10 protein-coding genes and 2 pseudogenes are annotated in these 12,561 nt (G+C 68.9%); 7 read left to right on the top strand and 5 right to left on the bottom strand.

The window, feature by feature from the left end:
* The first annotated feature begins 28 nt into the window (after positions 1–28).
* The 4 genes and pseudogenes from paaK to HWX39_RS06675 all read left to right on the top strand — a co-directional run bounded on the left by paaK (position 29) and on the right by HWX39_RS06675 (position 4,364).
* Positions 29–1,342 carry a phenylacetate--CoA ligase PaaK gene (gene paaK / locus HWX39_RS06690; protein ID WP_175966378.1) on the top strand — a complete coding sequence of 438 codons (1,314 nt, stop codon included), beginning with the start codon at positions 29–31 and terminating at the stop codon, positions 1,340–1,342.
* Between the two features lie 233 nt (positions 1,343–1,575).
* Complete coding sequence (locus HWX39_RS06685; protein ID WP_175966376.1) at positions 1,576–2,376, top strand: enoyl-CoA hydratase-related protein; 801 nt, start codon at positions 1,576–1,578, stop codon at positions 2,374–2,376.
* A gap of 144 nt (positions 2,377–2,520) precedes the next feature.
* Entirely contained in the window at positions 2,521–3,192 is a 672-nt protein-coding gene (locus HWX39_RS06680; protein WP_175966374.1) for a MarC family protein, read from the top strand.
* 191 nt (positions 3,193–3,383) lie between these two features.
* Positions 3,384–4,364, top strand: a pseudogene (locus HWX39_RS06675) (aldo/keto reductase).
* 20 nt (positions 4,365–4,384) lie between these two features.
* On the opposite strand, the gene HWX39_RS06670 reads toward HWX39_RS06675, so the two are convergent.
* The 4 genes from HWX39_RS06670 to HWX39_RS06655 all read right to left on the bottom strand — a co-directional run bounded on the left by HWX39_RS06670 (position 4,385) and on the right by HWX39_RS06655 (position 8,321).
* Positions 4,385–5,251, bottom strand: coding sequence for a CPBP family intramembrane glutamic endopeptidase (locus tag HWX39_RS06670; protein WP_175966372.1), 867 nt, complete (start codon positions 5,249–5,251; stop codon positions 4,385–4,387).
* Positions 5,252–5,331: 80 nt separating this feature from the next.
* Complete coding sequence (locus HWX39_RS06665; RefSeq protein ID WP_175966370.1) at positions 5,332–5,988, bottom strand: VC0807 family protein; 657 nt, start codon at positions 5,986–5,988, stop codon at positions 5,332–5,334.
* A 342-nt stretch (positions 5,989–6,330) separates the two neighbouring features.
* The gene (locus HWX39_RS06660; protein ID WP_175966368.1) at positions 6,331–7,395 is read right to left on the bottom strand and encodes a 2,3-butanediol dehydrogenase; all 1,065 of its coding nucleotides are present in this window, start codon (positions 7,393–7,395) and stop codon (positions 6,331–6,333) included.
* Between the two features lie 347 nt (positions 7,396–7,742).
* Positions 7,743–8,321: a GNAT family N-acetyltransferase gene (locus tag HWX39_RS06655; RefSeq protein WP_244134935.1), complete on the bottom strand. Its 579-nt coding sequence runs from the start codon at positions 8,319–8,321 to the stop codon at positions 7,743–7,745.
* 263 nt (positions 8,322–8,584) lie between these two features.
* On the opposite strand from HWX39_RS06655, the pseudogene HWX39_RS06650 reads away from it, so the two are divergent.
* Positions 8,585–8,824: pseudogene (locus HWX39_RS06650) on the top strand (MFS transporter); the annotation flags it as partial.
* A 230-nt stretch (positions 8,825–9,054) separates the two neighbouring features.
* The gene (locus HWX39_RS06645) at positions 9,055–9,534 is read left to right on the top strand and encodes a DUF3331 domain-containing protein (protein WP_175966366.1); all 480 of its coding nucleotides are present in this window, start codon (positions 9,055–9,057) and stop codon (positions 9,532–9,534) included.
* Positions 9,535–9,558: 24 nt separating this feature from the next.
* Here HWX39_RS06645 and HWX39_RS06640 read toward each other — a convergent pair whose 3' ends face one another.
* A complete protein-coding gene (locus HWX39_RS06640; RefSeq protein WP_244134934.1) occupies positions 9,559–10,761 on the bottom strand; it encodes a GNAT family N-acetyltransferase in 1,203 nt (400 codons plus the stop codon).
* Between the two features lie 202 nt (positions 10,762–10,963).
* Here HWX39_RS06640 and HWX39_RS06635 point away from each other — a divergent pair, with 202 nt between their 5' ends.
* Complete coding sequence (locus HWX39_RS06635) at positions 10,964–12,436, top strand: PLP-dependent aminotransferase family protein (protein ID WP_175966362.1); 1,473 nt, start codon at positions 10,964–10,966, stop codon at positions 12,434–12,436.
* The last annotated feature ends 125 nt before the right edge of the window (positions 12,437–12,561 follow it).

Here is a 12,561-nt window from a genome sequence, read left to right as displayed (position 1 = left end):
GACATCACTCCGCTGGAGGAGCACCCCGATGACTCACCCGACGCATCCCGCCGCCGCCCTCGAGCCGATCGAGACTGCCAGTCGCGACGAACTGCACGCGCTGCAACTCGCGCGCCTCAAGTGGTCGCTGCGCCACGCGTACGACAACGTCCCGCACTATCGCCGCACGTTCGATGCGGCGGGCGTGCATCCGGATGACCTGAAGTCGCTCGCCGATCTCGCGAAATTCCCGTTCTCGACCAAGAACGACTTGCGTGACAACTATCCGTTCGGGCTTTTCGCGGTGCCGCGCGAGCAGGTCGTGCGTGTGCACGCGTCGAGCGGCACGACGGGCAAGCCGACGGTGGTCGGCTACACCGCGCGCGACATCGATACCTGGGCGAACGTGACCGCGCGCTCGATCCGCGCGGCGGGCGGCCGTCCCGGCGACACGCTGCACAACGCGTTCGGCTATGGGCTCTTCACCGGCGGCCTCGGGATTCATTACGGCGCGGAGCGGCTCGGCTGCATGGTCGTGCCGATGTCGGGCGGGCAGACCGAGAAGCAGGTGCAGCTGATCCGCGATTTCGAGCCGAAGATCATCCTCGTTACGCCGTCGTACATGCTGAACCTGATCGACGAGATGGTGCGGCAGGGGATGGACCCGGCCGAGTCGTCGCTGAAGATCGGCATCTTCGGCGCCGAGCCGTGGACGCAGGCGCTGCGCGAGGAAGTCGAGACGCGCGTGGGCATCGACGCGCTGGATATCTACGGACTGTCGGAAGTGATGGGCCCGGGCGTCGCGTGCGAATGCGTCGAGACGAAGGACGGCCCGGTGATCTGGGAAGACCATTTCTACCCGGAAATCATCGACCCGGTCACGGGCGAGGTGCTGCCCGACGGCAGCCACGGCGAGCTCGTGTTCACGTCGCTGACGAAGGAAGCGATGCCGGTGATCCGCTACCGCACGCGCGACCTTACCGCGCTGCTGCCGCCGACCGCGCGCGCGATGCGCCGTCTCGCGAAGATCACGGGCCGCTCCGACGACATGCTGATCGTGCGCGGCGTGAACGTGTTCCCGAGCCAGATCGAGGAGATCGTCGTCGCGCTGCCGCAGTTGTCGGGCCAGTTCCAGATCACGCTGTCGCGCGACGGTCACATGGACCGGCTCGACCTCGCGGTCGAGCTGCGCTCCGAGGCGGCCGCGTCCGTCGGCGAAAGCGATCGTGCGGGGCTCGCGCGTGAGCTGCAGCACCGGATCAAGACGATGGTCGGCGTGTCGTCCGGCGTGACGGTGCTGGCGGCGGGCGGCATTCCCGCGACCGCGACCGGCAAGGCCCGGCGCGTGATCGACCGCCGCTAGAGCCCGTTCACGCTCGTAACGGGCTAGCCCCACGACTGATTTTTTCAAACAGGGGAACGTGCGTAGCCGGCCGCATTGCGGCGTCGCGCGTCGCTTGTTTGGCTCGGCCAAACGGCGCTCCCTGCTTCTTGCACTGCGACCGGCAACGCACGTTCGCAGGTCCGTTATGAGTGTGAACAGGCCCTGGCCGCCTGATTCTCATGTTTGCCGTTCAACCCGAGGAAACCTGTTCGATGGATGGATTGAAGACCCTGGCCGTCACGGTCGATGCGCGCGGTATCGCAACCGTCGCGCTGCAGCGCGGCGACGTGCTCAACGCATTCGACGAGACGATGATCGCCGAACTGACCGACGCGTTCACCACGCTCGGCTGGCGCGACGACGTGCGCGCGATCGTGCTGCGTTCGGACGGCCGCGCGTTCTGCGCGGGCGCCGACCTGCAGTGGATGCAGCGCGCGAGCGCGAACGACGCGGAGGCGAACCTGCGCGACGCGCAGCGGTTCGCCGCGATGATGCGCGCGATCCGGCAATGTCCGAAGCCGACGGTGGCGCGTGTGCAGGGCCATGCGTTCGGCGGCGGCGTCGGCCTGTGCGCGGCGTGCGACATCGTGATCGCGAGCGATCACGCGCGCTTCTCGGTCAGCGAAGCCCGTTTCGGGATCCTGCCGGCCGTGATCGGCCCGTACCTGGTCGAGGCGGTCGGCCAGCGCCAGGCGCGCCGGCTCGCGCTGACGGCGACCCAGCTCGCCGCCGGCGAAGCGGTCGCGATCGGCCTGATTCATCAGGCCGTGCCGCTCGATTCGCTCGACGAAGCACTCGACAAGACGCTCGCCGAACTCGGCCGCAACGGCCCGAATGCGCTGATGGAGATCAAGCGCTTCTTCGACGCGATCGGCGAGTATCCGCCGTCGGACGAGCGCGCGGCGTTCACCGCGCAGACGATTTCCCGCGTGCGGGCAACGCCGGAAGCGAAGGAGGGCTTCACCGCGTTCTTCGCGAAGCGTCCGCCGGCATGGGAGGCGGGCGCCGAGTAAGGGGAAACGACGGGGAAACGAAGGCGAAAGGGCGACGATCGACCGCACGACGGGCCCGGCGCGAATTGGGCGGCGCGGGCGCTTGCTCTACAATGCGTGACCTCCGGCGCGCTGCCGGCCCAGCCCCGACCGATTCCTCATCCGATGATCGTCAACCGCCTTATCTCCGAGATCCTGTTCGGCTTCACCGGCCTGATCGGCATCATCAACCCGATCGGCATCGCGTTCCTGTTTCTCGAACGGACCGAGGCGCTCACCGAGCACGAGCGCGATCTGCTCGCGAGGAAGGTCGCGTTCAACGCGTTCATCGTGCTGATGGTCGCGTTCTTCGCCGGGACGCCGGTGCTGCATTTCTTCGGGATTTCGATGGAAGCGCTGCGGATCGGCGGCGGCTTCGCGGTTGCCGTCGCGGGCTGGCAGATGCTGAACGAACCCGACGGCCCGGGCGGCGGCGACACGCCGGTCAAGCCGATCGACGCGAACGCGATCATGACGCGCGCGTTCTTCCCGTTGACCATGCCGCTGACGGTCGGCCCCGGCTCGATCGCGACCGCGATCGCGCTGAATGCGAACCGCACGCACAAGCTGTCGGAATTCATGCTGTCGAGCATCGTGTCGATCGCCGTCTCCGTGCTGGTCGCGATCGTGATCTGGCAGGTCTACAGCCGCTCCGCGCTGCTGTCGCGCTACCTCGGCAGCGAAGGCACCAAGGTCGCGAAGCGCGTGTCGGCCTTCCTGCTGCTGTGCATCGGCGTGCAGATCATGCTGACCGGCTTCTCCGCGTTCCTGCAGCCGATCGCCGACCAGGTCAAGTAAGCAAGTCAGCAAGGAAACGGCCGGCGCCGCTGCGCAGCCGGCGCCCCGTGCGATCTCGCGCTGACGGGCACTGCCTTCGTACGATGCGGCGACGCCGCACGCATTTTTACCGCCCGGGATACCATGCGACGGTTCGGCGGATGCGCGGCGCGCGTCCGGCCGTCCGCTCAACTTCAATGGCGAGGCGTGCAATGGATTACGTGAAATTCGGATCGACAGGGCTGGAGGTGTCCAGGCTGGTGCTGGGTTGCATGACGTTCGGCTAACCGTCACGCGGCACGCATCCGTGGACGCTGCCGGAAGCGGAGAGCCGCCCGATCATCCAGCGGGCGGTCGAAGCCGGCATCAACTTCTTCGATACCGCGAACATGTATTCCGACGGCACGTCGGAGGAGATCGTCGGCCGTGCGCTGCGCGATTTCGCGAAACGCGACGAGATCGTGATCGCGACCAAGGTGTTCTACCGGATGCGGCCGGGGCCGAACGGCGCGGGGCTGTCGCGCAAGGCGATCATGACCGACATCGACCAGAGCCTGAAGCGGCTCGGCACCGACTATGTCGATCTCTACCAGATTCACCGCTGGGACGACGGCACGCCGCTCGAGGAAACGCTCGAGGCGCTGCACGATGTCGTGAAGGCCGGCAAGGCACGCTACATCGGCGCATCGTCGATGTTCGCGTGGCAGTTCGCGAAGGCGCTGCACACGTCGAAGCAGCACGGCTGGACCCGCTTCGTCAGCATGCAGAACCACCTGAACCTGCTGTATCGGGAAGAAGAGCGGGAAATGCTGCCGCTGTGCGCAGACGAAGGGATCGCGGTGATTCCGTGGAGCCCGCTCGCGCGCGGCCGCCTGACCCGCAACTGGGACGAGTCGACCGAGCGGCAGCAGAGCGACGCGGTCGGCCAGCGGCTTTACGATGCGACGGCGGAGTCGGACAAGGCGGTCGTCGACGCCGTTGCGACGATCGCGGCCGCCCGCAACGTGCCGCGTGCGCAGGTCGCGCTCGCCTGGGTCGCGCAGAAGCGCGGGGTGACCGCGCCGATCGTCGGCATTTCGAAGGCGCGGCAGCTGGACGACGCACTGGCCGCGCTCGAGCTGAAACTGACCGACGACGAGATCGCCACGCTCGAACGCCCGTACGTGCCGCACGCGGTCGCCGGGATCAACTGAGCGGCGGCGCCGCGCGGCCGTCAGCGCGCGGCGTCGAGCATCGGGTAGGTGAACAGGCCGAAGTGGACGATGTTCAGTCCCGCATGCGCGAGCGCGGATGCGAGCAGCCCGCCGCGCCGCCAGGCGAGGCCGTAGCCGATGCCGGCCACCGTGCCGAGCACGATCCATTGCCAGCCGCCGGCTGCATGCGCGGCGCCGAACAGCACCGAGCCGATCGCCAGCGCGACCCATGGCCCCCATGCGAATCCGCGCAGCGCGCGCGTCAGCCCGCCCTGCACGTAGCCGCGGAACAGCGCTTCCTCGGCGAGCGTCACGATCAGCAGGTTGTTCACGAGCCACAGCCAGCCCGACGGCGGCCACTTGGGCGCCCAGCCGACCATCCCGAATGCGAGCGCGCCGGCCAGGCATGCGGCCGCCGTTACGACGGCCGCCACCGCGCCGGTGCGCAGCGCGCGCGACAGCGGGATGTCGGGGGCGACCCACGGCAGCACCCACACCAGCCACAGGCCCACGAGCGGTTTGTCGAGGTTCAGGTACATCGTGAACGGCACGGCATCCGGCGTGAAGCGCGTCGGGCCGATCACGCGCGGATTGTGGAAGCCCGGGATCAGGTGCAGGCTGAGCGCGATCGCGAGCGCGGCAAAGACGCCGTGCGCGGCGATGCGCACCGCGCGCGCTCGCTCGGGCATCACGCCCCAGGCGGCCGCGGCCAGCAACGCGAGGGGCGCCAGCGCGAGCGGCGCGAGCTTGCCGAACGCCAGCGCGCACGCATAGCCGAGCGCGGCAAGGCCGACGCTCAGGCCGTGCTGCGGGCGATGCCACGCGAACGCGGCGGCCGTGAACAGGGCGAGCCAGATCGTGGCGGACGGAAGGAGCGAAAGGGACATGACAGGAGCGGCATTCGTCGGACGAGACGCCGCGCATCATACAGCAGCCGTCTTGCCATGCTGGCCGGAACCGTCGGCGGTCAGCGGGCGGCGGTTTCCGTGACGCCGTCGCGGCCCGGGATGTGGACGCTGTTGCGCTCGCGCATCCGCCGCCGGTACCAGAACGTCCACAGCAGCAGGCAGCCGAACACGGTGTAGCCCATGACCGGCGACACGACCAGCACGCGTTCGACCGGCCAGGTCACGACCATCCAGAGGCGCAGCAGCATTTCCAGGGTCATGAACGCGCCCCAGACGAAGGTCATCCGCCGGAGCATTTGACGCAGCCCCGGCTGTGCGTTCCAGACGGCTTCGAAATGCGCGGCGCCGCCATCCATCTCGCGGGCCACGGTGGCGCGGGCGAGATAGAAGATCAGCGGGCGTTCGCGGAACAGCGACAGCAGGAACACGACGCCGATCGTGCCCGACGCGAGCGATTCGCGCATCAGCAGCGTGCGCGGGCTGCCGCCGAGCGCCATCCCGATGATCGACAGCGCGATGCCGAGCAGCACGATGGCCGCCACCGCATCGACGCGGCGCGAGCGGATGAATTCGACGATCGACCAGATGATCGGCGGGATCGCCGACGCATACAGCGCGCCGGTTTCGCCGAAATAGGGCTGAGCAGCCCGGTAGGCAACCCAGGGCAGCACCAGGTTGACGAAGAGTTCGAGAATCAGTCCGGCTCGCGGTTTCACGGTGAGCAATTCCACGCAGGTTGGGGCGAACGTGCGACGGGCGTGGTGGCCCGCGGTTGCCCCGAAAAGGGTTCGGTCCAGTATATCGAAGAATCGGGCGGGGATGCGGTGCCGCCCCGGCCGCTTGCCGCCGGCGCCGCCGTCACGGAAGCGCCGCGGCCGGCAGCGTGATCGTGACCGTGGTGCCCTGCTGCACGACGCTGTGCACGTGGATGGCGCCTTCGTGCCGCTCGACGACGGCGGCAATGAGGGGGAAATGGCAGGCTGGCGCGCCGCCCGTTCAGGGTGACACTTGCAGCATGCGTACCGCGGCGCGCATCGCTGCCGCGGCCGCGCGTGCGGTCAGGCGACGCCGGGCTGAACGATGATCTTCACGTTCCGGTCCTTGTGGTTGACCAGTTCCTCGAAGCCGTGCGAGACGATGTCGCCGAGCGTGATGCGCCCGGTGATGAGCGGTTGCACGTCGATGCGGCCGTCCGCGATGAAGCGGATCACGTCCGCGAATTCGCCGTTGTACGCGAGCGAGCCGATCACTTCCTTCTCGGTCGACACGATGTCGAAGAAGTTGAACGGCGCCGGCTCCTCGAAGATGCCGACCATCACCGACTTGCCGGCCTTGCGGATCACGTCGATCGCGAGCTTCGCCGTGGTTGTATGCCCGATGCACTCGAACGACACGTCGGCGCCGTAGCCGCCGGTCAGCGCCTTGACTTCCGCGATCGCGTCGGACGTCTTCGGATCGACGACGACGCTCGCGCCGACTTCCAGCGCCTTCTGCTTGCGCGCGGCCGACATTTCCAGCGCGATCACGCGCCCGGCGCCTGCGGCCTTCGCGCACATGATCGTGCACAGGCCGATCGTGCCCGCGCCGACCACGACGACGGTCTGCCCGACGATGTTGCCGGCCTTCTTCACCGCATGCAGCCCGACCGCAAGCGGCTCGATCAGCGCGCCGGCCTCGGTCGGGAAATCGTCGGGCAGCTTGTACAGCAACTCGGCCGGTACGTTCACGTATTCGGCGAATGCGCCGTTGTTCATCAGCCCGGTGAACGCAAGGTTCTCGCAGATGTTGTACAGCCCATGCCTGCAATACCAGCAGGTGCCGCAATGCTGGCATGCGTCGGCCGTCACGCGGTCGCCGACCGTGAAGCCCGTCACGCCCGCGCCGAGTTCGGCGATCTCGCCGCTGAACTCGTGGCCGAGGATGCACTGGCCCTTCAGGCCCGTCAGTGGATGCGGCGCGTCGACCGGGATGAAGACGGGGCCCGCGACGTATTCGTGCAGGTCGGAGCCGCAGATCCCGCACCAGTGCACGCGAATCGTGACCCAGCCTGCCGGCGGGCGCTCCGGAACGGGTACCTGTTCGACGCGGATGTCGTGGCGGCCGTGCCAGACGGCGGCTTTCATGCTGGGAGCTGTGGTCGATGCCGGTGTACTCACGTTGCTGTCTCCATCGGGTTGTCGTCGGGCGCGAGGCGTGGCTGCCGGTGCGCCCGTCGCGCGATTGCGCGATCGACCGGTATGCAGGAACGGGGCCAGCCTGAGTGGGGGCGCCGGGCGGCGATCCGACCGGATGTGCGTGGTGCGATGCGGTATTTCCCGGTTCGTTGACAGGAAAAGGTCTGACGGGGGCGCGGCGTGAAGTTTGCTGCGAAAGCTGAACGACACGCCGGTGAGACGCTGGGACGTTCGTCTCAGCGCCGTGAGACGAATCGTGAGACGCGCGGCGATGGCCGGTGTGGTGCGACGCGCATTCAGGCGACGACTTCGTCGACCGCAACCGGTGCGAGCAGCGTGAACCCGGCCGCGCGGCACAGCGACAGGCCGGCCTCGGTCGACACGAGCCACACGCGCTGCGCGCCGCGTTGCCGGGCATGCGCGACGATCGCGACGAGCAACTGCATCGCGAGGCCGCGGCGGCGGTACGCGTCGGCCGTCCCGACCCGGTCGACGACGATATCGCGCGCCGACGCAAAGCCATAGCGCGCGGCGGCGGCGATCTGCCCATCCAGCCGGTGTGCGAACAGGAACGCGGCCGGATTCGGCTGGAGCGGCGGGAACGGGGCGTGCGCATTGAACCTATCGATGTCGTGCGGGGTGTGGCAGGCGAGCGCCCGCGCGAGCGCATCGTCGGCGGGCAGCCTGCCGATATCGGCAGCCATGAAATGCTCGTTCGACAGCCGGCGAGTCCTGCCTTGCAGCGCGGCCGGCAGCGGCGCGGCGCCGTAGCGCGTGATCCACGCGCCGACGCTGAACGGGCCGTCGCCATTCGCCGGCGCGCCCTCGATCACGACGTGCTCGAATGGCCGCCCCATGCCGGCGTCGAATTGCACGACCTGGCCGTCCGGGCTGTCGTGCAGCGGCGCATCGCGCCGGTCGGCATGCGGTCGTTTGCAGCGTCGTCGGGGCGAAGCCGACAGCTTGGATCAGGCAGGCGCACGCTGCCATGCCGGCCCATTGCCGCGATTGGCGGAACGGATCGTTGCGCACATTACCCCTTTACTTGAAGTGAACTTCAATTTGTATCATGTGCGGCAGTCCGATCTCGGACGCGTGACGCATCCCGTTGCACGCGGCCGTTTCAACGGAGGGGGAGATGCCCGAATCGCCTGTCGCGGCCGATGCCGCCACGCTGCCGTCGCGCGGCGACCGGGCCGCAGTCGCGAACGTCGTGCTCGCGAGCATCGTGTCGGCGTTGCACGTCGGCAAGGCGACGATCGTATTGCCGTCGCTCCAGCACGAGTTCGGCGGCTCGCTCGCGTTGCCGAGCGGGATCATGCCGGTGTTTCCGTTCGGCGGCGTGTTCGGCGGCATCGCGGCCTGCCTGCCGGTACGCCACCGGCGCCGCTCGGCATCGGCCACGTCGTGCAGGAGCAACGATCTCGGACAGGTGGTCGGGCCGCCGGCGATCGGCGCGATCGTCGGTGCATTTGGCTGGTCGGGCGGCATCCGGCTGATGCTCGCGGCCGCCGTTACCGGCGCGGCGATCGGCCTGTCGCTGCCGCGCGAACCGATGGGCCGGCGCTGGGCGCGGCGCCGTTCAACCTGCACGGAAATCCGTCAAGCATGCTCAACACCATGGAAAGCCTGATTTGCGAAGAAGACGTGCCGTGCGATGCGCCGGCACGGGTCGAAGACGATGCGATGCCGCCGCGTGGCGGCGTCGCGCATCCGCTCGCGACGCTCGGTCGAGCGCCGGTTCCCGAGCACGCCGCCGCGGCCGTCTCGCCGTTGCGCCCGCAACTGTTCGTCACGGTGCTGGAGGCGGATGACAACGCGCTGCTGATTCGCTGGGTCGAGAGCGGCCGGTGCCATTACGGCGAGCAGCGCTGGCGCTTGCGCGTCGCGTTGCAGCCGGGCCGCTGCGCGATCTCGGGGCAGCCGATCGAGCCGGGCGAGCCGGTATTCCGGCCGGTGCGGCGGCCCGTGCCGGCCAATGGCGACGAGATGATCCGCCGGGCGTCGGTGCCGGGTGCCGCCGGCGTGGCGTGTGGCGTTGCGCCGGACGGTGACGACGCACACGCTCCGGCCGGCGTTTCCGGCTGAATGCCGGCCGGCTGCGACGCCGCGCTACTTCTTCAGGTCGTGCCGGTACTGGATGAACCCGGCGTGGTTCGCGAGCTTGTCGTACAGCGCGCGCGCCGTCGTGTTGGTTTCGTGCGTGAGCCAGTACACGCGGCTCGCGCCGGCTTCGCGGGCATGTTCGTACACGGCCTCGATCAGCGCGCCGCCCGCGCCTTGCCCGCGTGCGTCGGGGGCGGTGTACAGGTCCTGCAGGTAGCAGTACGGCCCTTCGGTCCAGCACGAACGGTGGTAGATCGAATGCACGATCCCGACCAGCACACCTGACGCGTCGAATGCGCCAAGCACGAACATCGGCTCGGCGGGATCCATCAGGCGCGCCCACGTCGTCGCGAACACCGCCTCGCTCAGCGCGGTGTCGTAGAACTTCTGATAACCCTGCCACAGCGGGCGCCACGCGGCTTCGTCGGCGGCGACGAGCGGGCGCACCGTGACGCGCGTCGCGTCATTCGCGCGGCTGGCCGCATCGCGCGCGTGAGCCTGCGCGTGGCGGATGGCGGTAAGCGACTGGCGCTGCTTGCCTTGCGCGTCGAAGTTCTCCGGAGCGAGCCACGCGTCGAACGCGGCGCGGACATCCGGCCATTCGCTGTCGATGATCGAGAACCACGCGGTGTCGCGATTGCGGCCGCGATAGACGATCGCCTGCCGGAACGTGCCTTCGTAGCGGAAGCCGAGCCGTGCGGCGGCCTTGCGTGACGGGATGTTCAGGTCGTCGCACTTCCATTCGTAGCGCCGGTAGCCGAGCGTGTCGAACGCGTACTTCATCAGCAGGAACTGCGCTTCGGTCGAAATGGGCGTGCGCTTGAGCAGCCGCGAGAACGTGACGGAGCCGACCTCGATCACGCCGTTGGCCGGATCGATGCGCATCAGCGCGAGCGTGCCGACCGCGCGGCCCGTGGCACGGTCGATCACCGTGTAATGCAGCGGATCCGGGCTCGCCTGCGCGATCCGCGCGTAGTCGCGGTAGCTCGATTCGTCGGCGTACGGGCCGTGTGCAAGATAGGTCCAGTCGCTGCCGTCCGGCGCCTGTGCGTAGGCGGCGTGCAGGTCGGCCGCATGGCGCTCGGCGTCGAGCGGTTCGAGCCGGCAGTAGCGGCCTTCGAGCACGATGCGTTCCGGGCGCGGGCGCGCGGACCAGTCGGGAACGGGGTGGCCGATGGGTTGCTGGAAAGCGTTGGTGAGCGTGGACAAGGTCGATCTCGCTTCGGTTGGCGGCCGGCGACATGCCGGCATGCAGACGATCGTAGTCGCGGCGAGGTACCATGAGAAGCGCCAGGGATCGGCAAATTTATGGTGCCACGCGTTTCGGGGCGCGGGCCACGAGCCGTCCTGCACTCGCCGTGCGCCGCTAGCCGTGCGCGACGTTCCGACATTTTCACGCTGCGATGTTCCGATGACGACTGTCCTTCCTTCCGGCGATGCACCGCTGCTGCCGCTCGACGCGCCGCTGGCGCGCACGCCGGGCGCGCCTTCGCTGCAGCGCCAGTTGCTGCGCCGCGTGCGCGACGCGATTCTCGGCGGCGCGATGCCGGCCGGCACGCGGCTGCCCGGCACGCGCGCGCTGGCCGAAACGCTCGGCGTGTCGCGCAACACGACAGCCGCCGTCTACGAGCAGCTCGTCGCGGAAGGCTTCCTGCAGTCCGATCGCCGCGGCACGCGCGTGGTCGGGCTTTCACGGCCGGCGCCGCCGCGCCGGCGTGCCGCGCCGCCGGCCGTTGCGCAGCGGCTCGGCCGGATTCGCCCGAGCCGCATCGACACCGGCGAATCGGAGGGCTTCCGGCCGGGTGTGCCCGCGCTGACGCATTTCCCGGCGGACGCATGGCGCCACGCGATCGACCGCGCGCTGCGCCGCGCCGGCCGCGACCTGCTCGGCTATGGCGATCCGCTCGGCGAGCGTGCGCTGCGCGAATCGATCGCGCGCCACCTGGCCGTGACACGCGGCGTGCGCTGCGATCCCGAGCAGATCGTGATCACGGAAGGCGCACAGGGCGCGATCGCGCTGTGCGCGCAGTTGCTGACGAACCCGGGCGATACGGTGTGGGTCGAGGAGCCCGGCTATCGCGGCGCGCGCACCGCGATGCAGGCGGCCGACCTCGACGTCGTGCCGATGCCGGTCGACGCGGAAGGGCTGCGCACGGAAGCAGACGACTGGCGCGAGCGGACGCCGCGCCTTGTCTATACGACGCCGTCGAACCAGTTCCCGACCGGCGCCGTGCTGTCGATCTCGCGCCGGCTCGCGCTGATCGATGCCGCGCGCCGGCATCGCGCGTGGATCATCGAGGACGACTACGACAGCGAATTCCGTCATACCGGCGAGCCGATCGGCGCGATGCACGGGCTCGCGCCGGATTCGCCCGTCGTCTATCTCGGCTCGTTCAGCAAGACGATGTTTCCGGCGCTGCGGATCGGTTTTCTCGTGCTGCCCGACGCGTTGCTGGCGGCGGTGCGGCCGGTGTTGCCGGAGATGCTGCGCGGCGGGACGCGCCACGTGCAGCTTGCGCTGGCCGATTTCATCGAGACCGGCGAGTACGGCCGCCATCTCGGCCGCATGCGCCGGCTGTACCGCGACCGGCGGCGATTGCTGCTCGCCGCGCTCGACCGCACCCTGAGCGTGCCGCATCAGATCGAGGGCGGGCCGTGCGGGCTGCATCTCGCACTGCGGCTGCCGGCGCGCTACCGCGATCGCGCGATCGTCGACGCGGCGCGTGCGCACGGCATCGGGCCGTTTCCGCTGTCGGGCTTTTCGATCGATGCGGCATCGGCGGGCAACGGGCTCGTGCTCGGTTTCGGCAATACGTCGGCCGACGCGTTCGAGCCGATGTTGCGGATGCTGTCGGCGATCGCGGAGCGGGTGGGTGGGGCGTGAGGTGAGACTCGCCGTTCAATCACGACAACTTATTTTGCCGACCTTTTAAATGTTGACTCTTCAAAATCAAGGTTGATGTTCGTCGATTTTTGGTCTCGCTCCCCGAGCTGAACGTGCTGCGGTCT

The organism is Burkholderia sp. BCC0322, from assembly GCF_902833045.1.
GTDB lineage: Bacteria > Pseudomonadota > Gammaproteobacteria > Burkholderiales > Burkholderiaceae > Burkholderia.
Note: the sequence above shows the minus strand (reverse complement) of the source record. Positions and strands in the feature narration are given on the sequence as shown.

Excerpts from the sequence above, each read along its gene's own strand:
- paaK (WP_175966378.1), top strand. The coding sequence starts at position 29 with ATGACTCACCCGACGCATCCCGCCGCCGCCCTCGAGCCGATCGAGACT.
- HWX39_RS06685 (WP_175966376.1), top strand. The coding sequence starts at position 1,576 with ATGGATGGATTGAAGACCCTGGCCGTCACGGTCGATGCGCGCGGTATC.
- HWX39_RS06680 (WP_175966374.1), top strand. The coding sequence starts at position 2,521 with ATGATCGTCAACCGCCTTATCTCCGAGATCCTGTTCGGCTTCACCGGC.
- HWX39_RS06670 (WP_175966372.1), bottom strand. The coding sequence starts at position 5,251 with ATGTCCCTTTCGCTCCTTCCGTCCGCCACGATCTGGCTCGCCCTGTTC.
- HWX39_RS06660 (WP_175966368.1), bottom strand. The coding sequence starts at position 7,395 with ATGAAAGCCGCCGTCTGGCACGGCCGCCACGACATCCGCGTCGAACAG.
- HWX39_RS06645 (WP_175966366.1), top strand. The coding sequence starts at position 9,055 with ATGCTCAACACCATGGAAAGCCTGATTTGCGAAGAAGACGTGCCGTGC.
- HWX39_RS06635 (WP_175966362.1), top strand. The coding sequence starts at position 10,964 with ATGACGACTGTCCTTCCTTCCGGCGATGCACCGCTGCTGCCGCTCGAC.